15 protein-coding genes are annotated in these 21,529 nt (G+C 65.4%); 12 read left to right on the top strand and 3 right to left on the bottom strand.

Annotated features, from left to right (window positions below; all coding sequences use genetic code 11):
- Positions 1-141: 141 nt before the first annotated feature.
- The 5 genes from QZY07_RS11150 to QZY07_RS11130 all read left to right on the top strand — a co-directional run bounded on the left by QZY07_RS11150 (position 142) and on the right by QZY07_RS11130 (position 11,837).
- The gene (locus QZY07_RS11150; protein WP_295402459.1) at positions 142-1,176 is read left to right on the top strand and encodes an alpha/beta hydrolase; all 1,035 of its coding nucleotides are present in this window, start codon (positions 142-144) and stop codon (positions 1,174-1,176) included.
- Positions 1,177-1,326: 150 nt separating this feature from the next.
- The gene (locus tag QZY07_RS11145) at positions 1,327-2,001 is read left to right on the top strand and encodes a PspA/IM30 family protein (protein ID WP_295402457.1); all 675 of its coding nucleotides are present in this window, start codon (positions 1,327-1,329) and stop codon (positions 1,999-2,001) included.
- Between the two features lie 42 nt (positions 2,002-2,043).
- A complete protein-coding gene (locus tag QZY07_RS11140; protein ID WP_295402455.1) occupies positions 2,044-7,881 on the top strand; it encodes a hypothetical protein in 5,838 nt (1,945 codons plus the stop codon).
- A 161-nt stretch (positions 7,882-8,042) separates the two neighbouring features.
- On the top strand, positions 8,043-9,626 hold the full coding sequence (locus QZY07_RS11135; protein WP_295402454.1) for an ATP-binding protein: 1,584 nt from the start codon (positions 8,043-8,045) through the stop codon (positions 9,624-9,626).
- 66 nt (positions 9,627-9,692) lie between these two features.
- On the top strand, positions 9,693-11,837 hold the full coding sequence (locus tag QZY07_RS11130) for a hypothetical protein (protein WP_295402452.1): 2,145 nt from the start codon (positions 9,693-9,695) through the stop codon (positions 11,835-11,837).
- Between the two features lies 1 nt (position 11,838).
- Here QZY07_RS11130 and QZY07_RS11125 read toward each other — a convergent pair whose 3' ends face one another.
- The gene (locus QZY07_RS11125; RefSeq protein ID WP_295402450.1) at positions 11,839-12,180 is read right to left on the bottom strand and encodes a hypothetical protein; all 342 of its coding nucleotides are present in this window, start codon (positions 12,178-12,180) and stop codon (positions 11,839-11,841) included.
- A 178-nt stretch (positions 12,181-12,358) separates the two neighbouring features.
- Here QZY07_RS11125 and QZY07_RS11120 point away from each other — a divergent pair, with 178 nt between their 5' ends.
- The 3 genes from QZY07_RS11120 to QZY07_RS11110 all read left to right on the top strand — a co-directional run bounded on the left by QZY07_RS11120 (position 12,359) and on the right by QZY07_RS11110 (position 17,361).
- Positions 12,359-12,895: a TIGR02281 family clan AA aspartic protease gene (locus tag QZY07_RS11120; protein ID WP_295402448.1), complete on the top strand. Its 537-nt coding sequence runs from the start codon at positions 12,359-12,361 to the stop codon at positions 12,893-12,895.
- A 147-nt stretch (positions 12,896-13,042) separates the two neighbouring features.
- A complete protein-coding gene (locus QZY07_RS11115; protein ID WP_295402446.1) occupies positions 13,043-16,807 on the top strand; it encodes an EAL domain-containing protein in 3,765 nt (1,254 codons plus the stop codon).
- On the top strand, positions 16,804-17,361 hold the full coding sequence (locus QZY07_RS11110) for a TIGR02281 family clan AA aspartic protease (protein WP_295402444.1): 558 nt from the start codon (positions 16,804-16,806) through the stop codon (positions 17,359-17,361). Before QZY07_RS11115 ends, QZY07_RS11110 begins: the two co-directional genes overlap by 4 nt.
- A 46-nt stretch (positions 17,362-17,407) precedes the next feature.
- On the opposite strand, the gene QZY07_RS11105 is transcribed toward QZY07_RS11110, so the two are convergent.
- Positions 17,408-18,226: a Uma2 family endonuclease gene (locus QZY07_RS11105; RefSeq protein WP_295402442.1), complete on the bottom strand. Its 819-nt coding sequence runs from the start codon at positions 18,224-18,226 to the stop codon at positions 17,408-17,410.
- Positions 18,227-18,655: 429 nt separating this feature from the next.
- Here QZY07_RS11105 and QZY07_RS11100 point away from each other — a divergent pair, with 429 nt between their 5' ends.
- The 4 genes from QZY07_RS11100 (at position 18,656) to QZY07_RS11085 (ending at position 19,963) form a co-directional block, all read left to right on the top strand.
- Positions 18,656-18,880: an addiction module protein gene (locus QZY07_RS11100; RefSeq protein ID WP_295402440.1), complete on the top strand. Its 225-nt coding sequence runs from the start codon at positions 18,656-18,658 to the stop codon at positions 18,878-18,880.
- Entirely contained in the window at positions 18,877-19,182 is a 306-nt protein-coding gene (locus QZY07_RS11095) for a hypothetical protein (RefSeq protein ID WP_295402438.1), read from the top strand. Before QZY07_RS11100 ends, QZY07_RS11095 begins: the two co-directional genes overlap by 4 nt.
- Before the next feature lie 258 nt (positions 19,183-19,440).
- On the top strand, positions 19,441-19,659 hold the full coding sequence (locus tag QZY07_RS11090; RefSeq protein WP_295402436.1) for a DUF433 domain-containing protein: 219 nt from the start codon (positions 19,441-19,443) through the stop codon (positions 19,657-19,659).
- Complete coding sequence (locus tag QZY07_RS11085; RefSeq protein WP_295402434.1) at positions 19,643-19,963, top strand: DUF5615 family PIN-like protein; 321 nt, start codon at positions 19,643-19,645, stop codon at positions 19,961-19,963. The genes QZY07_RS11090 and QZY07_RS11085 overlap by 17 nt, the downstream gene beginning before the upstream one ends.
- A gap of 556 nt (positions 19,964-20,519) precedes the next feature.
- Here QZY07_RS11085 and QZY07_RS11080 read toward each other — a convergent pair.
- On the bottom strand, positions 20,520-21,521 hold the full coding sequence (locus tag QZY07_RS11080; protein ID WP_295402461.1) for an IS110 family transposase: 1,002 nt from the start codon (positions 21,519-21,521) through the stop codon (positions 20,520-20,522).
- Between the last annotated feature and the right edge of the window lie 8 nt (positions 21,522-21,529).

The raw sequence follows: 21,529 nt of genomic DNA, 5'->3' as shown, positions 1-21,529 counted from the left end.
CGAAGAGGTCGAGCGTCTGTTTGCCGACCGCTACGCGATCACCGAACTGACGCGCTTCGATGCGCTCGACGACTCGCCCAATTTTCGCCGACGCGGATTGACCGCGCTCGCGGAGGAGGTGTGGCGGCTCGATCCTCGGGGATGACCTTGATCCGGTCGATCGCCATCCTGCTGATCGGTTTTACCCTGTTGGCGGGCTGCGCCACGCCCCAGGTCAACGCGCCTCTTGGCTCCGCTCAGGACAGACACCGCCAGATGAACGCCCTCCCCCGCCTGGATCGGCACCATGCCATCATGGCTGACGGTTATCGTCTGCCGCTGCGGGTCTGGTCCGGTTCCACCGAGCCTGCGATCGTGCTGCTCGGTCTGCATGGATTCAACGACTACAGCCATGCCTTCGCGCCCCTGGCGAGCGATCTGGCGCGCCAGGGAATCACCACCTATGCCATCGATCAACGCGGATTCGGCGCGACCGCCCTACCCGGACGCTGGCATGGTGACCAGGCGCTTACCGAGGATCTCCGGACCCTGATCGCCCTGCTGCGCGCGCGTCACCCGCGGGCACGGCTCTATGTCGCCGGCGAAAGCATGGGCGGCGCGGTCGCGATGCTGGCGGCGGCGCGGCGTCCACTGCCCATCGACGGATTGATTCTGGTCGCGCCCGCGGTCTGGTCGCGCGACACCATGCCCTGGTATCAACGCGCGGCGTTGCGGGCGGCCATGCAAACCCTGCCCTGGCTGAAGCTGACCGGAGAGGGCGTCCGGTTGAGTCCGTCCGACAACCGTGAAATGCTCCTGGCGATGTCGCGCGATCCGCTGGCGATCAAGGCGACGCGGGTGGACGCGCTCTGGGGCGTCACCGACCTGATGGACGGCGCGCGCGCGTCCGCCGCTCAGGTGCCGACGCCGCTGTTATTGCTTTACGGCGAGCATGACGAAATCATCCCGAGGAAGGCCTTTTGCCGACTGCTCGGCACTCTGCCACGCGACCGGGACGGATTGCGTCTGGCGCTCTATCGGCGCGGCTGGCACATGCTGCCCCGCGACCGGCAGGGCGCGCGGGTCCGCGCCGATATCGCCGCCTGGCTCGGCGATCCGACCGCCCCCCTGCCATCGGGAGAGGAAACGCCTCTCGACGGCGACCGGGCGCAAGCGCTCTGCGCCGGGCTGGATTGACGGGCACGCCGGCTCCGATCCGAGCGCCGGGAGACGTGACACAGGTCGCGAAGTGCGCCATCGATTTTAATTAAACACTGTTCAAATAAAAGCCTGCGATCTATACTCGACAGGGTTCATCACTCTGTCATCACGCTTCGGAGGTGTCTCATGGCCAGTCTGTTCAAGCGCATCAGCGATGTCCTTGCCGCCAATCTCAACGATCTGGTGGATCGTGTCGAAGACCCGGAACGGATGATCAAGCAACTCATCCGCGAGATGGAAGAAAACGTCAACAGTGCGCGCGAAGGGGTCATCGACGCGCTGGCCAGCGAGAAGCAACTGGGCAAGGAACTGGAGCATCAGCGCCGCCAGGCCGGAGAGTGGCACCAGCGCGCGCGTCTGGCGCTGGAGTCGGGCAACGAAGCGCTCGCGCGCGAGGCGCTGCTGCGCAAGAAGGAGCACGACGGCATCGCCGCCAATCTGCAAACCTCCTGGGAGTCCGCCCAGCGCACCGGCGAGCGGCTGAAGTCCCAATTGCGGGCGCTGGAGATGAAGCTGGAAGAGGCCCGACTGAAAAAGGGCAGCCTGGTGGCCCGGCAACGGGCGGCCCAGGCGCGCGAACAGATGGGCCAGGTCAACGATCGGTTTCAGACCGGTCTCGATCTCGATCATTCCTTTGGCCGCATAGCGGGAAAGGTGGATGAGATGGAGGCGCGCATGGAGGCGCGCGATGAGCTGTACGGCGAGTACAGCCAGGTCGAGCGGGAGTTTCTGAAAATGGAAGTCGACACCGAGGTCGAGGCGGAACTGGCGGCGCTCAAGCGGGAAACGCGCAAGGATTGAGTCCGGAGCACGCTCCTTTTCCCTCCCGCGGAGGCGGCGCTGATGGTCTGGACCTTATTGATAACGACGGCGGGGCTGTGGCTGGTCGCGCCGGTCATCCTCCTGATTGCGCTGATCGTCACCCAGCGGCGTCTCAAGGAGGTCCGCCAACGGTTGGCGGCGGCGCAACGCCTCACGCCAGCCGGCGCGGCGGGAGGCGGCGCCAGTGGCGGTCATCACCGCTACGCGCCGGACGATCTGGACAATCTGCTGCTGTTGCGGCAGGAACTGGATCGCCTGGCCGACGCCGGGGAGCTGACGCGGGAGCGGCATCGACCACTGACGGGCGAACTGGATCGAGTGCTGGCGCATCATCTGCGCGCGGGCGGGGCAACGCCGGACAGCCGCGACTGGCACACCCGGCGCGCGCTGGCCTGGAGCCTGTTGACGCAGTCGATGGAGACCCCGCCCGGACCGCCGCCCTGGCAAAGGGCCGAGCCGGAACCGGCACCATCCTGGACTTCCCCGGTTGCCGCGATCCAGCCCGCCGCCGACGTGCTCGCCAAATCGTCGGCGCTGACCCTGGAACCAATGGAGCTGGAACCCTTGACCCTGGATCTCTCCGATCTGGAGCCACTGAAAGCCCAACGCCCTGTCTTGCCTCCGCCAACCGTTCCCGAGCCTCGCGACCCGCCGAAACGTCACCCCGCGCCAGCCAGACCGAGATCCGTCGCGCCAATCCACGCCGATTGGCAACCCGCCGAACCGGGTCGGCTGGAAAAGATCCGACAACGCCTCTCCGGCTGGCCGACACTGATCGCGCCCTTTCTGGCGCAGAACATCGGCTGGTTCATCGGCGCCTTCTGTTTCGTCTCCGGCGCGCTCTTTCTCATCGCCAACACCAGCGGGTTCGTCAATGCCGTGACGGTGTTCGCCAGCCTGACCGGCGCGACCGCCTTCCTGCTCTGGGCCGGCTATCAATTCCGTCGCAAGGGGTCGGAACTGGTGGTCGCCAGCAGTATGCTGCTGACGCTCGCCATGCTGCTGGCACCGCTGGATCTGGCGGTGGCCGTTCGCTTGATCGACGCTAGCGACGGCAATGGAACCCTGTTGATCGTCAGCCTGCTGATGACCGCGCTCACCCTGGCGGGCTTTGCCTGGGCGGCCGCCCTGAGCAGCGCGCTCATGGATCGGGCGCTGCGCGGACCCTATCCCTGGCTGCTGACGGCACTGGCGGCGGTGCAGCTCGCCGCGCCGCTCGCCGGAATCTGGCCGGATTGGCCGGCGCTGGCAGCCTTGCATCTGACGCTCCTGGCGCTGCTCGCCTTCGGTTTGTGGCGGTTTGCCCGCGAATGGCTGCAACGGCTGTTCGTCGACCAGCGCCTGACGACCTATTACGCCGCCGGGATGCTGGTCTATCCCGCGACCGTCTCGTTCGTCCATCTGACCTGGCTCTGGCCGGAACCGCTGCCGCCCGGTTATGCGGGACCGTTTCTGATGGCCCTGAGCGGGCTGCTGTTCCCGGTCGATGCCGCCTTCAAGGATTGGGTCAACAAATACGCCTTTCTGTCCCGCTTCAGTTTCGCGCTCTACGCGCTGTCGGCGGTGGCGATCGCCGTGTCGCTTCAGTCGACTCCGACCATTCTGCTCACCCTGGCGCTCGGGGTGGTCCTCTATGCCTGGGTGACCTGGCGTTACCGGACCCTGCCGCCATTGTTGTTGCTGTTAGCCTGCGTGGCTGGACTCTATGGGTTCGGGATTCTGACGCGCCTGCCGCCGGTCTGGCATGCACTCGCCAGTCTGCCGGGTCTGGTGGCGCTGCTGTTGCTGGCGCGCTGGATCGCTCCCCGCTCGCCGGCCATCGCCCGGCACGCTCTGCTGGCGTGCGGCGGATTGCTCATCGGTCTCACGGCATGGAGTCTGTTCTGGAGCTTGCCGGGCTGGCTGGGTTTCGCCACCGCCCTCACGGCGGCGCTGCTCTTGTCTCAAATTGTCCGGTACGTGCTGGCCTTACCGGATGCCGATCCGCGTTGGGCGTATGCCGATGCCGGCGTCGTGCTTTTCGGTTCGGCTGCGGTCGCTTATGCGCCGGTCTGGCTGCCCTTGAGTTGGGAAGCGCGGACCGCCTTCGGCCTGCTGACGCTGGCGGCGCTCTGGACCGGTCTGGGGCTGCACGCGCGCTGGTCCTCGTCCGCGAGCCGGACCGTCTGGTTTTCCGGTGCGCTAGTCAGCGTGGGGCTGGGACTGTTACTCGGCGGAGCCACCTTCTGGCCGATGCCATTGGGCCGCATGGATCCGCTCATCCTGCTGGCGCTTGCCAGTGCGGTGTTGCTTTGGCTCAGTCTGGGTCTGCGTCGACAGACACTCTTTTATGGCGTCCTGATCCTCGTCGCCGGGCTCGGAGGCTTGATCAAGCTGGGGTATTTCCCCGGCCCCAGCACGGGAGCGAGCGAGTTCCTGATGGTGCTGGCGCTGTGGTCGTGGTTGACCTGGCTCGACTGGCGCGACCGTCACCGTCAGGCGCTCCGCTCGCTGATGATCGGCCTGGATCGGTCGCCGGATGCGCCGCCGCTGACCGCGCTCGTCCGCGTCCCGCTGGAACGGGCGATGGCCCTGCTGTGGGCGTTCGGGTTGACGCACCTGAGTTTGCGGCTGCTGGATGGCGGGTTGTTTGGAGCGTCGTTACCCATCGTGGTGGGATTGGCGGTCCTGAGCGGTCTGTTGATCATCGGCTACTTCCATCGCTTCCGCTGGGTTGCGTTGCCGTTTTTGCTGGGTCTGGCCGGTCTGATGGTCCAGTGCGATCGCCTGGGCTTGACGCTCCCCTGGCTGGGCGCGGGGGCTGTCCTTTATGCGCTGCTGTTCTGGCGGATGGCTGTCGCCGTGCTGGCGAGCCCCTCGGCCTGGCGGTTGGCGGGGATCCTGGGTTTCACCGTGCCCGGCGGCGCTGGCGGGCGCCGGCAGGCAGACGCGAGCCTGCATGCCTGCGCGCTCCTCGTCGCGGCCGTTCCGGTCGCGGCCAGCGTCGGGCTTTCCCTGCTGGGATCGCCGGCGTCGGAATGGCTGCCGGCACTGGCGCTGAGTCTGCTGCTCTTCGTGCTGACCGGCTGGCGTGGTCGTTCGGCACCGCACGCCCTGGCGGCCCTGGCGGCCCTGGCGACGCTGACCGTCGGGGTCTGGCTGGTCGCGGCCTGGCTGAGTCCGGTCATGCTGTGCGGGCTGGGCCAACCGCTGATCAACGTGCTTCTGAGCGCGGTCATGGCGCTGGCGGCGCTTGGGCTGGAACCTGGACGGTACGCGCAACGCACCGCGCCACTGGCCTACTGGCGTTCGCCGCTGTCACGCATCGGCGGACTGCTCTACGCGCTGGCGCTGGCGGGCGCGCTGCTGGCTGCGCTGGTTGAGGATCCGCGCCTGCCTGGCTTGCTGGCCTTGTTGTGTCTCGCACTCTTCCCAGTGTTTCGACCCTTGCCGAACGCCGCGAACTGGCGCGGCCCGATGCTGGCGCTGCTGCTGGGCGGGTTGATCCTGAGTGTCGTCTCGCGCGCCGGCTGGAATCTTCAGGGCATGGCCTGGGGCGCCATCGTCTGGGGCTATCTGCTGTGGCTCGGTGGCAATCGATGGCTGCCGCGCTGGAACGCCCGCTGGCCTGACTGGGCCGTGACGCCAGCGCTCTGGCCCTTGCTGGGACTGGCCGGGGTGCTGGGTGGAGTGACCGTCGGCTTCCTGGCTGGCCAGTTCTCGCCCGCCGCCGCGCTGGCCCTGCTGACGCCGTATGTCTGGCTCCTGTTGCGCAATACCGCCTGGCCGGGCATGGCCTGGCTGGCGGTGGCGGCGCTGACGGGGAGCGGGATGCTGGCGACCGGCATCCTGTCCTGGCAACCGCTGGGCATCACGCTGGCGCTGCTCTGGCTGAATCTGCTTTTCCTGCTGGGGACGTTGTGGCGACGGCATGGCCCGCGGCTGGCGAGCGCACTGGGCTGGCGTGGCGCTGACTTGGCAACACCGCTGTTCTGGAGCCCGTTCGCCCTGCTGGTCCTGCTGGTCCTGCTGGCATCGGCGCTGGCGCTTAAGGTCGGCGGGTGGTGGCTGACCCCGGCGCCGCTGGCGGTCGGCGACCAGGTATCGACGGGCGTGGTCTTTCTGCTGGCACTGACCGCGGGCCATGCGTTCAGACGCCAGGCGGGCCGGTTGCAGGCTCATCTGTTCTTGCTGGCGTTGACCACGCTGATCGGGGTGGCGCTGCGAGAGCTGGCCATGCCACCAAGCCAATTTGCGCTGGCGGTGGCTCTGTGGAATGGCGCGTTGCTGCTGGCTTGGCGCGACGGGTCACGCAGTTCAGACCGCTGGCGGGAGGCGCTGAATCTCTGGTTGCACCTGCTGCCCGCGGTCGCGATCGCCCTGCTGTTCGTCCAGCCGGACCTGGACGGGTGGACGGTGACACTGACGCTCATGACGCTAGCCTGGACGATGCTGGCGGGGGGCTGGTGGAGGGGCGAAAAGGTCTGGATGACCATCGGGCTCGCGCTCGCGCTGATCGCGAGCGATGCGATCTGGCTGGCTGGAGCGGAGTCATTCGCGCTGGTGACGATGCGTGGCCTCTCGCCCTGGTTCGCCGCTCAGACCCTTGTCTGGTGGCTCGCGTTGTCGAGGTTTCAATGGTGGTTGGAGTCGCGGGCCTATCGCCCGGTCGACGATAGCCTTGACCTGCGTTTTGACCGCCGCCGCTCGGTCCGCTGCGCGGACCCTACCGTAGGGTCCGCTGCGCGGACCATCGGCCGATCGGTTCAGGACGAAACGACGATCAACGCCGCCCACGCCCACGCCCATGCCGAGGCCAACCGGGATCGGCTCATCCGGTTATCCGACCTGGGACGGGTCGTGGGCGACCTGCGTCCCTGGCTGCTGGTTTCGGGCCTGATTTGGTTGAGCTGGCATGCCTGGGCGGTACTGTCGTTTCAAGCTGGCTGGGAGCCATCGCCCTGGCATTTCGGCCTTCACGCCGATCCGCTGGCGGCGGGCGCGGCACTGCTGCTCCTGGCCGGTTGGGCCGCGCTCCGGGCCTGGCGCCGGCCGGACGCGCCGCGCTGGATCGACCTCGCGGCGCTGCTGCTGGGACTGCTGGCGGGTTACGCGCGACTGGTGGTTCTGGGATTCGCGCCCTTCACGGTCGGCGATACGGCGGTTCTCATGACCGCCGCCTATGTGGCGCTGCTGCTGCACCAGTTCAGCGGCGCGCGGCCGTTCTACCGTCTCGCCCTGCTGCTGCCCATCCTGGCCGTCGCTACCACGCCGCTGCAACTCGCCTCGGGCTGGTCCGGCGGAACCCTGCTCGCCGCGTCCGTGCTCTATCTGACGCTGGCGAGCCGGTTGCGCCATCCCTGGGCGCTTTATCTCGGGGTGCTGGCGCTCAACGGCGCGGTCTATCTGTGGGCACCCTTATGGGCCGAACGTTACGAACTCTGGCAGTTTTACATCGCACCAGCGGCAGTGTCGGTGCTGGCGCTGCTGCATCTGCACCGCGCCGAATTGCGGCCGAGCGTCCTGAACGGCGCCCGACTGACGGCCTTGAGCGCGCTCTACGCCGGGGCCGCCCTGGACCTTTTCCTGCGACCGGAACTGAGCCTGTTCGTGCTGGCGCTCGCCCTAGCCTTCCTCGGGATTCTGCTCGGCATCGCGCTGCGCATCCGCGCCTTCCTCTACGCCGGCGTGGTCTTCCTGATGTTCAATGTGGTCGGGCAACTGGTCCAGTTCTATCCGGACCAGGGCATCGGCCGGGCATTGATCCTGATCGGACTGGGCGCCACCATTACCGGTGGCATGGTGATCTTCAATCTGAAGCGCGAGGCCATCCTGCGCCGGGTTCGGATCCTGCGGGCGGATCTGGCAGGGTGGGAGTGACAGCCAACCGCCACACGGACATGACGTTAGGCGTTGTCAGTGAAAGTTCCCACCCGCCAGTGCCCGCTGGCGAACCGATCTCTGTCCGGCGCCTGAGAGGTCGCGTCATCGGTCAGCTTGCCCCAATATGTCGTTAAGCCCAGCCATCGAGAACCGCGCTCATGACCGCCAAGCTGCCTCCGCTGCCGATCGGCGTCCAGACTTTTCGCCAGATCATCGAGTCTGGCGCCACCTATGTCGACAAGACCCAGCATGCGCTGGCCTTGATCGATCGCGGCAAGGCCTATTTCCTGTCGCGCCCGCGGCGCTTCGGCAAGAGTCTGTTCGTCGACACCCTCAAGGAATTGTTCGAGGGTGACGAGGCATTGTTCCGCGGGCTGTTCATCCACGACCGCTGGGACTGGGAGCGACGCTATCCGGTGATTGTGCTGGATTTTGCCGCCGGGGTGCCAAGAAGTCGCGCGGAACTCGACGAGGCGCTCGTGGAACATCTGCGCGCGAATCAGCGCCGCCTCGGCATTGTCTGCGAGAATCGCAGCCTTCCGGGCTGTCTGGCCGAACTGATCGAGCGCGCCCACGCCCAATCCGGACAGCCCGTGGTGGTACTGGTCGACGAGTACGACAAACCCATCCTCGACAACATCGACCGCCCCGAAGTCGCCGCCGAACTGCGCGAGGGGTTGAAGAACCTCTACTCGGCACTCAAGGCCCAGGACGCCCATTTGCGTTTCGTTTTCATGACTGGCGTGACCAAGTTCAGCAAGGTCAGCCTGTTCTCGGGGCTCAATCAGCTCAACGACATCACCCTGGATGCCCACTACGCGACTCTGTGCGGCTATACCCAGCAGGATCTGGAAACCACCTTCGCCGCGCATCTCGCCGGCGTGGACTGGGACGAACTTCGCGCCTGGTACAACGGCTACGGCTTTCTCGGCGAGCCGGTCTACAATCCGTTTGACATCCTGCTGTTCATCGACAAGGGCCACAGCTTCCGCAACTACTGGTTCGAGACCGGCAGCCCGAGTTTTCTGATCAAGCTCTTCCAGAAACAGCGCTATTTCCTCCCGAGCCTGGAACGGATCGAGGTCAGCGAGGAGATTCTCGATTCTTTCGACGTGGAGCATATCAACCCGATCACCCTGCTATTTCAGAGCGGTTATCTGACCGTGGCCGGCACCCACACCCGCATCGGGAGGCTGATCTTTCGACTGAGCGTGCCGAACCGGGAGGTGCGTCTGGCCCTGAACGATCAATTCATCAGCGGCTACGCCGGCATCGAGGAACAGCGTTTCCAGTTTCAGGAGGGGCTCTACGATACCCTGACCGCAGGCGACCTCGATGGCCTGATCGCCGCCATCCAACGCCTGTTCGCCGCCATCCCCTGGCGCAACTTCACCGGTAACGCGTTGCCGGAGGCCGAGGGCTACTACGCCAGCGTGCTCTATGCCTTCTTCGCCAGCCTGAACGCCCTGATCGTTCCGGAAGATCTGACCAATCACGGTCAGGTCGACCTGACGGTGCGGATCGCCGGTTATACCTATGTCATGGAACTCAAGCTCGAACGCGGCGCGGCGACGGACGGCGCGGGCACCGAAACGCCCAATCCGGCGCTCGCGCAGATCCAGGCGCGCGGCTACAGCGAGAAATACCGCGGCGCCCCCGGTCGCGGCCTATTCGAGGTGGGGCTGGTGTTCGGCAGCGCGGCGCGCAATCTGATCCGCGCGGACTGGCGGCGTGTGGCCTGATGCCGGCGACTCAGGCGTTTCAGGACACCCGCCGGCGGACAACTGGATTCTAGGAGCCCTCTCGCGATGCCCATTTCAGAACTCAGTCTGACCGCCGCCGAGCTTGAGGAGCGTCTGGATCTTTTCCTCGACGCGGCGCTGTCCTCGCGTCGCACGGCGGCGCAACCGGCGCGCGATCTGGCCGCGTTCGACCGGGCGCGTCAGCGCTTCGTGCTGCACTGGGGCGCGGTGATCGCGCGCGATAACGCCGAACTCGCCTATCAGTTCAGCGCCCATGCGCCGGCGGCGATGCGCCTGATGGAACTCGACGCGGTGGAATCCTGGCTGCTCCACGCCATGGACCTCTACGACAAAAAGGGTCAGATGCCGGCCATTCGCGCCTTCCAGGCGGCCGCCGATTTTGCCGCGCATCGTCAGGAGCGGATCAGCGGCAAGGCGCTGGAGGAGTGCGCCGGGATCCTGGAGCACTTCGTGTGCGGACTCAATGGCCGGTCGCTCAAAATCGCCGCCGAGGTTCAGTGCTTCACCGATACCGAGACCCTCTTTCTCCCACCGGTGATCGGTCGGCTGCCGGACCGGTCGGCCAATTTCCGGCTCTACAAGGCGATGACGGTGCATCTGTGGGCGCAGAACTGGTACGGCACCTGGCGCGGCGGCTGGTTGCTGGAGGCGCTGGACTCGGGCCGGCTCGTCAACGCGGATCTGCCGCGTTTCCATGCGCTGGAGACCGCGCGTCTGGATGCCTGCATCGCCCGCGACTTCCCCGGTCTGCACCGCGACCTGCTGGCGCTGCGGCGTCTGCTGGAGCCGGACGACTCCCGGACCGATGCCGCCTGGAGATCGCTCGCTCGGCCCCAGGCCGATGTGCGCGACAGCCTGCGTCTCGCGGGCGAGTCCGGCGGCGGACGGGCCGAGGCTGGCTGTTACGCCGGCATCCTGCAACCGGATGCGGTGCGTGCCTGCCTGGCGAAGCGCGCGGCGGCGGAACGCAACGCCTTCCGGATCGCGCTCGCCCGGCTGATCGAGGACCGGGACGGCAGCCCGCCCGGCGAGGCTCGACCGGACGCCGAAACCCTGCCCGAGACCCGCGCGCGTCTCGCCGCCCGGGAGCTGGCGGATCCGGACGGTCCCAACGGCATCCGCTATGAACTCTTCCTGGACGGTCAGCCGGTCGCGCCGCCGCCCGACGCGGTCTCGACCATGGCGAGCATCGTCCAGGATCTGGGCGAGATCCCGCCCGACTACCTGGTCGCGGCCGGTCCGGGGCTCTATCGGCCCCATCAGGGCGACGCCGACAGCGAGCCCGAGTCGGCCTGGGCCGGCACCTATCACGAGGACGGCGCCTTTCTCTACGACGAGTGGGACCACCGCCGCCGGCATCACCGCAAGGACTGGTGCGTGCTGCGCGAACAGACGATCGAGCCGGGCGATCCGGGTTTTTATCGCGAGACCCTGCGTCGCTATGGCGGGCTGATCAAATCCATCCGCCGCACCTTCGAGATCCTGCGCGGCGAGGATCGGCGTCTGCGGCGCCAGACCGATGGCGAGGAGGTCGACATCGACGCCCTGGTCGATGCCCATGCCGATGTCCAGGCCGGGCTGGAGATGACCGACCGGCTCTTCACCCGGCTGGACCGGCGCGAGCGCGACATCGCCGTGCTCTTCATGGTCGATATGTCCGGCTCCACCAAGGGCTGGATCAACCGCGCCGAGCGCGAGTCGCTGATCCTGCTCGCCGAGTCGTTGGCGACGCTGGGCGACCGCTTCGCCATCCACGGCTTCTCCGGCTGGGGCCGCAAACGCTGCGAGATCTATCCGGTCAAAGGCTTCGATCAGCCCTACGACGCGGCTGCTAAGGCGCGTATCTGCGGCATCGAGCCGCGCGACTACACCCGCATGGGCGCGCCGATCCGGCATCTGACCCGGCTGCTTCAGGCGCAGCCGGCCCGCACTCGGCTGCTGGTCACGCTCTCCGACGGCAAGCCGGACGATTACGACCCGCAATACCGGGGCGACTATGGCATCGAGGATACCCGTCAGGCGCTCTTCGAGGCGCGTCTGGCCGGTGTGCATCCCTTCTGCATCACCATCGACGAGACCGGCGCCGACTATCTGCCGCATCTCTACGGCCCGGCCAGCTTCGCCGTGGTCAGCGATGTCGCCCGGCTGCCGCTGAAGGTGACGGAGATCTATCGGCGCCTGACTTCTTGATTCAAATCACCTCCAGGGCGCGGACCAACGCCCTCAAATCCGGCTCCTCGTCCAGCGCCCCTTCCCAGAAACGATAGTAACGCTGGTCTGGCGGATCGCCGACCGTCAGTTCAGCCATGAAACCAGCGGCACCCGGCGGGGCTGGATGTTCGCGCGGCGCGCCCAGATCGTCCAGCAGACGCAGCAGCTCGGCGCGTCTCGCCTCGTCGAGTCGATCCTGACGCGGTTTGTGGCTGGTGTGATCGCCACAATCGATCCGGTAATCCCCTGACGAATTCAGGGTGATGTCGAGCATATAGTCGTCCTGTCCGACGACCCGGTAGTGAACTGGGGGGAATGACATTCGCAATGCCTCGCTCGCAATGGTTGCTTTTCGGAAGGGGCGTTGGCACCCTCGCCGATATCGGTCACCGGTGCATTCTTATCATTTAGGAGGAATCTGCAATGAATGATCTTTGCTCGATTCTGTTCGTCTTTCCGATCCTTGTCTCGACGCCAGATCGAAGAATCCTGGAACCCGGATGAATGACCCGCCACCAAACCTCGACGATCTACCCTCGCGCATCGGACGGGCGATGCTGTTTGGTGCCTGGATCGCCGGGCTTGCGTTGCTGGCGCTGTTCTTCCAATCCATGATCGAGCGGCAGGAGAACCCGAACCCGGAGCCGGCCCTGAGCCAGGCGCGGGACGGGGTGCTCCAGGTGGTGCTGCAACGCAACCGCGCCGGTCATTATGTCGCGGGCGGCTCGATCAACGGCGTGCCCGTGCGCTTTCTGGTCGATACGGGGGCGACGAACGTGGCGCTCCCGCTGGATCTGGCGCAGCGTCTGCGCCTGCCGCTGCGCCCCGGCGGCGTCGGCATGACCGCGAACGGCGCCGTCGAGACCTGGAGCGCCCGGCTCGACCGGGTCGACCTCGGCGGTCTCGTCGCGCGCGGGGTGCGCGCGAGCGTGCTGCCGAACATGCCGGGCGGCGAGGTGCTGCTGGGCATGAGTTACCTCAAGCATCTGGAACTGATTCAGCGCGGCAATACGCTCACGCTGCGCCAGCATGAATGAAAGGCGCGTCATGCACGGTCGGCGTCCGGCCTTGGAGACCGGACCGCGCGTCCAATCCAACGCCGCGTTCGACTTGCCGTACAGTAGCAACCGGATGCATGATCGATTTCCATGAAATCACACGGGGCACCGACAGGCACTTGAGACGTGAGCGATACCCAAGCCCAATTTATCGATGTCGACGAACTCTGCGTCGGCATGTACATCTATCTGGATCTCGGCTGGATCGGACACCCATTCGCCCTCAATAACTTCAAAATCGTTTCGGACAGTCAGATCGAGACGATTCGCGGTCTGGGTCTGAAGCGCTTGCGCTGGTCGCCGGAACGCAGCGACCTGACGACGCCCGACACCGCCTCGTCAGCGGCCGAAACCGCTGGCGAGGAGCGTTCGCCAGCCGCCGAGCGCCGCCAGATCCTGCTCGCCCAGCATGCGAGCCTGGCGCGTTGCGAGCGCGAGTTTTCCGATGCCACGCGCAGCTTCCGCGACATCCTCAAGCTCGTTCAAACCCACCCGGAACCGGCGCGGGAGCGGGCCGAGGTCATGGTCGACGACCTGGTCGGCACGCTGCTCGATCAAGGCGAATGCTTTATTCGCCTGCTCTCGGAAAAGGCCGGCGAAAAATCCTCGCTGCACGCGATCAACGTGACCGTCATCGCGCTGCTGCTTGGCAAAAGTCTTGGGCTCGATGCCGCGGCGCTGAAACTGCTCGGACTCGGCGCCTTGCTGCACGATATCGGTAAAATCGAGCTGCCTGAGCGTTTACGCTGGCGCGACGACGGTTTCAACGCCGCCGAACGCAAACTCTTCCAGCAGCACGTAGACTGCGGGGTCGAACTGGCGGCGCGGATGGGCATCGAGGCGGAGGCGTGCAGGATCATCGCCCAACATCACGAATACGTCGACGGCAGCGGTTTTCCGCGACAGTTGCGCGGGGAGGCATTGACGCAGGCGTCGCGCATCCTGGAGCTGGTCAATCACTACGACAATCTCTGCAATCCGGCCAATCCAGTCGCGGCGATTACCCCGCACAAGTCCTTATCGTTGATGTTCGCGCAGTCCCGGCAGAAGTTCGACGCGGACATCCTCGGCGTCTTCATCCGCATGATGGGTGTCTATCCGCCCGGCTCGATGGTCACGCTCACCGATAACCGCTATGCGCTGGTGGTCTCGGTGAACTCGTCGCGGCCTTTGAAGCCGCGGGTGCTGATTCATGATTCGCGGATCCCGCGCGACGATGCCCTGGTGGTCGATCTCGAAGAGGAATCCGAGTTGGGGATTCGCCTGAGCCTGAAGCCGGAGCAATTGCCGCGCGCCGTCTTCGACTATCTCTCGCCCGGCCAGCGCATGTGCTATTTCTTCGAGCGAGCGCGCGCGCAATCCGCTGGATCTCCGGAGGAGCCGATGAGCCGGTTGCCCCAACGGTCGTCCGACGTCTCGGACGCCGGGAACACCGCCAACGGCATCGGCCTCTGGCAAGCGCTCATCGAGGGCTTGATCGAGGCGGTCTGGCTGGTCGATCCCTTCGAGCTGCGCATCGTCGCCGTCAACGGCGTGGCCGAGGAGTTGCTGGGAATAACGCGCGCCAGTCTGGTCGGACGGCCGGTGATCGAGCTGGCCTGCACCCCGGAGGACGTGTTTTTCTGGGAAGACGTGGCCGCGGGGAAAACCGACCGCCTGCTGTCGGAAACCATGCTGCGCCGTCACGACAACACGCTGGTGACGGTGTTGCGCCGGGTCAGCCGGGTGCAATACCCCAATGGTCCCTCCTTCTATGTGGTGGGTATCTCCAACCAGAGCGAACGTCGCGCGGTCGAGAGCGAACTGGAAAAACTGGTGGCCGAACTGCGCGCGACCCTGGAATCGACCGCCGACGGGATCCTCGTCACCGCTCTCGACGGCGCGATCCGCGGTTTCAACCAAGGTTTCGCCGAGATGTGGAACCTGCCCGAGGCGCTCCTCACCGAACGCGACGATGCCGGGGTCTATGGCTGGATGGCGCGCTCGGTGCTGGATCCCGGCGAGTATGCCGCGCGCATCGGCGCGATCGGCCACGACCCTCTGCTTGAGGCGCTGGATGTGCTCGTGCTGCGCAACGGCAAGGTGCTGGAGCGGGCGACCCTGCCGCAATACGCGCGCGGGCACCCCATTGGCCGTGTCTATTCGTTTCGCGATATCACCCAGCGACTGGCCGACGAAAAGCGCCTCACGCTCGCGAACCGGGTCTTCGAGGCCAGCCTCGACGCGATCTTCGTCACCGATCCGGAGTTTCGGATCATGGCCGTCAATCCGGCGTGCGAGCGGATGACCGACTGCCTCTCGGCCGAACTCGCCGGACAGACGCTGACCCAGTCGCTCCATCTTTGGCTCGGCGACCATCCCCACCGCGCCATCGTGGAGGCACTGGCCAGCGACGGCTTCTGGCAGGGGGAAATCATGCAACGCACCAAAGCGGGCTTGACGTTTCCGTGCCTGGTTTCGCTGGTTCGGGTGCTGGATGCCGAGGGGGCGCCCTTTCATTATGTCGGATTCGTCAAGGATCTCTCCGAAGCGGCGGCGGCGCGCCAGCGCATCGAGCAGCTCGCCTATACCGACGCCTTGACCGGCCTGCCCAACCGCATCCGTTTCGCCGAGCGCCTTGAATTCGCCATCACGCTCGCGCAACGCGAGCGGACCAGCTTTGCCGTGCTCTTTATCGATATCGATCGGTTCAAGCAGATCAACGACTCGCTCGGGCACATCTTCGGCGACCGCGTGTTGGTCGAGGTGGCGCAACGCATCACGCAATGTCTGCGTCAGGTGGACACCACCGCCCGACTCGGCGGCGATGAATTTGTGCTGCTGCTCCACCAGGCCAACGGGTACGGCGCGGAACAGACCGCGCGCCGGCTGCTGGATGCCATGGCCCAGCCATTCGCGATCGACGAGATGAAGTTCTCGCTGACCTGCAGCATCGGCATCGCGCTGTACCCGGTGGATGGGGTGACCCTCGACGATCTGATCAAGAACGCCGACAGCGCGATGTACCATGTCAAGGACCATGGACGCGGCGATTTCCGTTTCTATCAGCGACAGATGAACGTCGATCTGCTGAACCGCATGAAGCTCGATCATGCGATGCGCGAGGCACTGGTGCAGCAGGATTTCCGACTCGCCTACCAGCCGCAGATCGATCTGCGCACGGACCGGGTAATCGGCGTCGAAGCCCTGCTGCGCTGGCATGATCGGGAGCTGGGCGAGATTTCGCCCGGCCAGTTCATTCCCATCGCCGAGGAAACCGGCTTCATCGTCGCCCTTGGCGACTGGGTGCTGCGCGAGGCGATCCGCCAGGGCGAGCAATGGCATCTTCAGGGGATCGAACTGACGATGTCGGTGAATGTCTCGGCGGTGCAGTTTCAGCAGACGAATTTTGTCGAGTCCCTGGCGCAATTACTGGCAAACAGCCGCCTGCCACCGGGTCGGCTGGAGCTGGAACTCACCGAGTCGATCCTGATCCAGCACGTCGACGACACCCTGGTCCGGCTCGACGCACTGGTCGCGCTCGGGGTGCGGCTGGCGATCGACGATTTTGGCACCGGCTATTCCAACCTCGCGTATCTCAATCGCTTTCCGCTCCACCGGCTGAAGATTGACCGTTCGTTCGTGCGCGACCTCCCGGACGACGACAGCGACGCTGCGATCGCCACAGCGGTGATCAATCTGGCGCGCGCCCTCAAGCTGCGGGTGATCGCCGAGGGCGTCGAGAACGACCACCAGCGGGACTTTCTGCTGACCGCCGGCTGCGACGAATTTCAGGGTTTTTTGTGCGCGCCGGCCCTCGAACCCGCCGACTTTTTAACCCTGGCGGAACGGATCGGACTCGCCGATGCGCCGACTTCGCCCACCGTCCCTAACCTGGAAACAGAACATTGAATCATCCTCGGTTCGCGCCCGTCACCTGGCTCAAGCCACTCGCGTGGCTCAAACACTATGTCGCCGTCTCGCTGTTGATGCTCGTGGGCGTACTGCTGCTGATGATGGTCAGCCTGACGGGCCGTAGCGCCAACCCCAACCCCAATCCCGCCTTCGCTCCGGATGCCTCGGGGATTCCGCGGGTCGTGCTGAAACAAAATCACGTCAACCAATATGTCGCCAACGGGCGCATCAATGGCCAGCCGGTGGAATTTCTCGTGGACACGGGCGCGGTCGACGTCGCCATGCCCTACGGGGTGGCGCTACGTTTGAATCTGCAGCTGCGTTCGGGCGGACTCAGCAAGACCGGCAACGGCAACATCCAGAGCTGGTCCGCCCAACTCGACAGCGTCGACGTCGGCGGCCTGGTCGCCAGCCGGGTGAAGGCGACCGTGCTGCCGAACCTGCAGGGCGAGCAGGTGTTGCTCGGCATGTCGTATCTGCGGCATATGGAACTGGTTCTGGCCGGCGGGGAGCTGACCCTGCGGCCCTTTGTTCAATCGCGCCCGGAGTGAACCGCGTTCTTTGCGGGGCGGACCAGCGCCCCGCCCGCGACCGAGATCAGGCATCGAACAGATCCGCCGCGTCGTCCAAGGTCGCGGCCCGACGCAGCCAGTGCCGCAGTTGCGCGGGATCGGCGCAGCGTTCGAGGCGAGCGCGCGTGGCGGCATCGGCGATCATCCCGCGACCGTCGAGCACCTCGAGCACGGCGCCGCGCAGTGACTCGACCGCCCCCTCGGCCCTGCCCTCGGTGCGGCCCTCGGCCTTGCCCTCGGTGCGGCCCTCGCCGCGCACCTCGTCCAAATCGCGGTAACCCTGACGTTGCAGCAGGTTGCGGAGCGCCGCCGTGGCCGCCGCTTGCGGATCGTAGAGCGATTCGACGAGGAAACGGTTGCGCAGGATGCCGGGGGCTTCGAGCCAGTCGCCGGGATAGCAGACGCGCATCGCCTGGCCGGTTTCATGGACCTCGACCCGCCGCGGTCCGGTGAGCCGCACCACCCAGACAAAACGGGTGCCGGCGGCCAGCAGTTCGGCGATCTTGAGCGCCAGATCGGCGTCGTCCTGGCCGGTGTCGGCATACTCCAGCGCCAGCGGCGGCGCGCCTGCGACCCAGCCCGGCGCGTCCGGCACATTGCCGACCGCGACATCCGGCGCGCGCAGGGTGCCCGGCGTGGGCGCGTAACCGGTGTCGACGCCAGCGGACTCCACGTCGGGATCGGTCCCGAGCACGAGCCCGCCGATCAGATTGGCCTTGGAACCGCGCCCGCCGGTCGGCAGACACTGGATCGGATGGCCATTGGAGAGTTCATAGGGATCGCCCGAACGCAACTGGTCGGCGTGGAAGGGGCCGTGGCCTTGGCGGATCGTGGGATTTTTCATGGCGATTCAGTTTTCAGGTGTCAGGTGGCAGTTTTCAGGTGTCAGGTGGCCGTTGTCAGGTGTCAGGTGGCCGTTGTCAGGTGTCAGGTGGCCGTTGTCAGGTGGCAGATGGCAACCAACAGCATCGGAAGCTCTTAGTATGGCTGGATGGCGCGAAAAACCCAGACCAACCATACCCGTCGTGCATCATCTCCCATTCGTCCCGCGTCATGAGCTGACCGAAGGATCGAAGACGGACGAGGAATTTGGGCCATCGGGGAGTGCTGAGATCACCGAGGGTCCGTACGGTCGATGTCCGCGGGGCGACCCGCTATCATTTCGATATCCCAGGAAGGCGCAACCGTTAGCGGTTTTACCTTCGTGTGCCCGACATGGGCATTGACTTGAAGCGATGCGATTCGTCGCCTCAAACTTTGTCGAGGAGTCACCATGAACTTTTCACAGCTTGAATCCGCGGCGCTCACTCTCCCATTGGAGCAACGGGCCGCGCTCGCTCAGAGGCTGCTGTTGAGTCTGGAGGAACCGAATGATGCCGAATTCGACCGTCTATGGGGCGAAGAAAGCGCCCGGCGGGCCGACGCGTGCGATGCCGGCCTGGTGCAGACGATTCCCGGCGAGGCCGTAGCGGCTAAGGCGCGGGCATTGCTGAAGTGAGGCACAGCTTCCTGCCCGGTGCGGAGGCGGAATACCTGGACGCGATTCGTTTCGATGAAGACCGCCAACGCGGTCTCGGTGCCGCCCTGATCGCGGAGTTCGAGCACGCACTCGAACTCGCGGTGGAACGCCCCCAAACTTGGTGCCTGGTGCATCCATCGGGGATCAGACGCATCGGACGTTCCCGCTTTCCCTTCGCAATCTTCTTTCGGGTTGTCGGAGACGCCTTGCAGATCACGGCGGTTGCCCATCATCGCAAACGTCCAGGTTATTGGCTGCCTCGCATCGAATCCCAAGGATGACCGGAGATCACGCCAACCACGCCAACCGCGAGGCGCTCGACAGTACCCTTGTCGCTGCGACTGCTCCGAGCTTGGTGGCCGAGTCGATTTATCGTGGTACGTCCCCGATATTCCAATTGCGGTCAAACCCATGACATGTCACTGTCGCAACGCACGCTGATCTGCGACCGCGATCTGAATTGGGAGAACCGATCGGGGGCGAACACTGGCTCTACCCCGCCCCGCACCACCGAGTGAACCTGCAACCGGGAGGTTTTCATGCCTTTGCCAACCGTCAGCCGCGACCCCGAGGTGATGAGCGGCGCCTTGTGTTTTGCCGGGACTCGGGTACCGGTGCAAAATTTGTTTGATTACCTGGAAGGACAATCGTCTCTGGGTGAGTTCCTGGACGACTTCCCTACCGTCAGTCGCGAGGTGGCGGTGGCCGTGCTGGAGGCGGCGCGCGAGCGGCTGTTCGTCGATGCGCTTGCTGCTTGACGAATCGCTGCCCCGACGGCTGCGCGCCTATCTGCCCGGGCATTCGGTCAAGACCGTGGTCGAGATGGGTTGGAGCGGATACAAGAACGGCAGGCTGCTCGCTGCGGCCGCCGCGGAATTCGACGCCTTCATCACCGCCGACAAGAACCTTCCCTATCAGCAGAACCTCACGACCTTACCGATCGCCGTGGTGGTCCTGGAGGCACCTTCCAACGAGCGATCGCAGCTTCTGCCGCTGCTCCCGGAACTGGAACGAACGCTTCGCGGCCTGGCGCCGCGTCACGTTGCGCGCGTGGGCAACTGACATTGACGAATACCGGCATCTGTCGGACCCAGTCGGGCGGATGTCCGAAGGGCAAGCTGCCGTCCCAATCGCACCGAGAGGGCGGAACCGTGATCGCGTTCCGCCCGACCGAGCTTGATCGAGGGCGATTCGATCCAGCGTCGGAGCGGTGGTCGATGGGTTTCACGGCCAGTCGGCGTCCGTGCCAATCAACAGTGTCGTACCGTGGCCGCTCAACCCATCTATGGTCCGCCCCGCGATGCAAGAGGAAAACCGCTGTTTCTGACAGAAGGGGACGTTGCAGCTATCTATCCGGCATCTTGAGGTGTCGTCGCCGACCCTCGTGCCCTGATGGAATTCGCGCGCCTTCCCGTCCTTATCATCCTAACAGTCTCGGCTCAGCCGGCTGATGGGTAAACCAGGTTTTCAGGAAGGCCGGCCGTGCCTTTCATGCCATCACAGTGATGTTCACTCTTCGCAACTCGTGGTACTCGGTACTCAGTGTTCGGTGTTCATTACTCGGTTGTAGCGACCGCCAGGTCGTGATTCATCCCCCGAAATCGGCGTTTCGCCGGTCTCAGACAGCGGCCTGGAGGGGCCGGCCGGCCGCTGGGTCGTAGGGTTGGCCGGTGACCATCACGGCATCGGCGATCCGTGCGATCTTGTTGGCCATCGCCACGACGGCGACGTTGGTATGACGACGGGCTTTGAGGGCCGTCGCCCAGCGGCTGGTGGCGTCCTCCTTGCGTTCGACCCAGCGCATGACGGCACGCGCCCCATGGATCAACAACTGACGCAGAGAGACGTCGCCGCGCTTGCTGATCCCGAGCAGGCGTTCGCGCCCGCCGGTGGAATGTTGTCGCGGCACCAGCCCAAGCCAGGCCGCCAAGGCGCGCCCGTTGCGAAACAGGCCGACGTCCTCGCCGACGGCGGCGATCAGGGCGGTGGCGATCAGGGCGCCGATGCCGGGGATCGTCATCAGCCGCTGGACCGTCTCATCGCTCTGGGCAATCACCTGAATCTGGGTATCATCATGGGTAACCTGCTCATCGAGATGGCGCAGCTCCTCAAGCAGGCGGTTGAGTTCGGTACGAAATCGCTCGCTCAAGCCGTTTTCGGCGTCCTCGAGAATCTCGGGCAGGCCTCGCATCAGCGCCGCGCGCCCTTGGGGAATCTCGATTCCGTATTCCAACAGCAGACCACGCACCTGGTTGATCTGGGCGGTGCGCCGCTCGACGTTGAGACTGCGCATCCGATGGATCGCCTGGATGTCCTGCTGCTCGACCGTCTTGATCGCCACAAAGCGCATGTTCGGCCGCTGCACCGCCTCGCAGATCGCCTCGGCATCGACCGCGTCGTTCTTATTGGACTTCACGAAGGGTTTGACGAACGGCGGGGCGATCAGCCGCACCTCATGGCCAAAGCCACGAAACACCCGCGCCCAATGGTGCGCGCTGCCGCACGCCTCCATCGCCACCAGGCACGGTGGGCGATTCGCCATGAACGCGCTCAACTTCCCGCGGCTGACCTTCTTGCTGAGCACCTGGCGCCCCTGCGCATCCACCCCGTACACATGCATGCTGTTCT

Origin of the sequence: uncultured Thiocystis sp. (assembly GCF_903866365.1) — a bacterium.
Taxonomy (GTDB): domain Bacteria; phylum Pseudomonadota; class Gammaproteobacteria; order Chromatiales; family Chromatiaceae; genus Chromatium.
The sequence above is the reverse complement of the archived record's forward strand: the minus strand, read 5'-3'. Positions and strand labels throughout refer to the sequence as shown.

Bases quoted from the DNA above. Each gene is read 5' to 3' on its own strand.
- QZY07_RS11150 (WP_295402459.1), top strand. From the start codon at position 142: ATGACCTTGATCCGGTCGATCGCCATCCTGCTGATCGGTTTTACCCTG.
- QZY07_RS11145 (WP_295402457.1), top strand. From the start codon at position 1,327: ATGGCCAGTCTGTTCAAGCGCATCAGCGATGTCCTTGCCGCCAATCTC.
- QZY07_RS11140 (WP_295402455.1), top strand. From the start codon at position 2,044: ATGGTCTGGACCTTATTGATAACGACGGCGGGGCTGTGGCTGGTCGCG.
- QZY07_RS11135 (WP_295402454.1), top strand. From the start codon at position 8,043: ATGACCGCCAAGCTGCCTCCGCTGCCGATCGGCGTCCAGACTTTTCGC.
- QZY07_RS11130 (WP_295402452.1), top strand. From the start codon at position 9,693: ATGCCCATTTCAGAACTCAGTCTGACCGCCGCCGAGCTTGAGGAGCGT.
- QZY07_RS11125 (WP_295402450.1), bottom strand. From the start codon at position 12,180: ATGTCATTCCCCCCAGTTCACTACCGGGTCGTCGGACAGGACGACTAT.
- QZY07_RS11120 (WP_295402448.1), top strand. From the start codon at position 12,359: ATGAATGACCCGCCACCAAACCTCGACGATCTACCCTCGCGCATCGGA.
- QZY07_RS11105 (WP_295402442.1), bottom strand. From the start codon at position 18,226: ATGAAAAATCCCACGATCCGCCAAGGCCACGGCCCCTTCCACGCCGAC.
- QZY07_RS11100 (WP_295402440.1), top strand. From the start codon at position 18,656: ATGAACTTTTCACAGCTTGAATCCGCGGCGCTCACTCTCCCATTGGAG.
- QZY07_RS11090 (WP_295402436.1), top strand. From the start codon at position 19,441: ATGCCTTTGCCAACCGTCAGCCGCGACCCCGAGGTGATGAGCGGCGCC.
- QZY07_RS11085 (WP_295402434.1), top strand. From the start codon at position 19,643: ATGCGCTTGCTGCTTGACGAATCGCTGCCCCGACGGCTGCGCGCCTAT.
- QZY07_RS11080 (WP_295402461.1), bottom strand. From the start codon at position 21,521: ATGCATGTGTACGGGGTGGATGCGCAGGGGCGCCAGGTGCTCAGCAAG.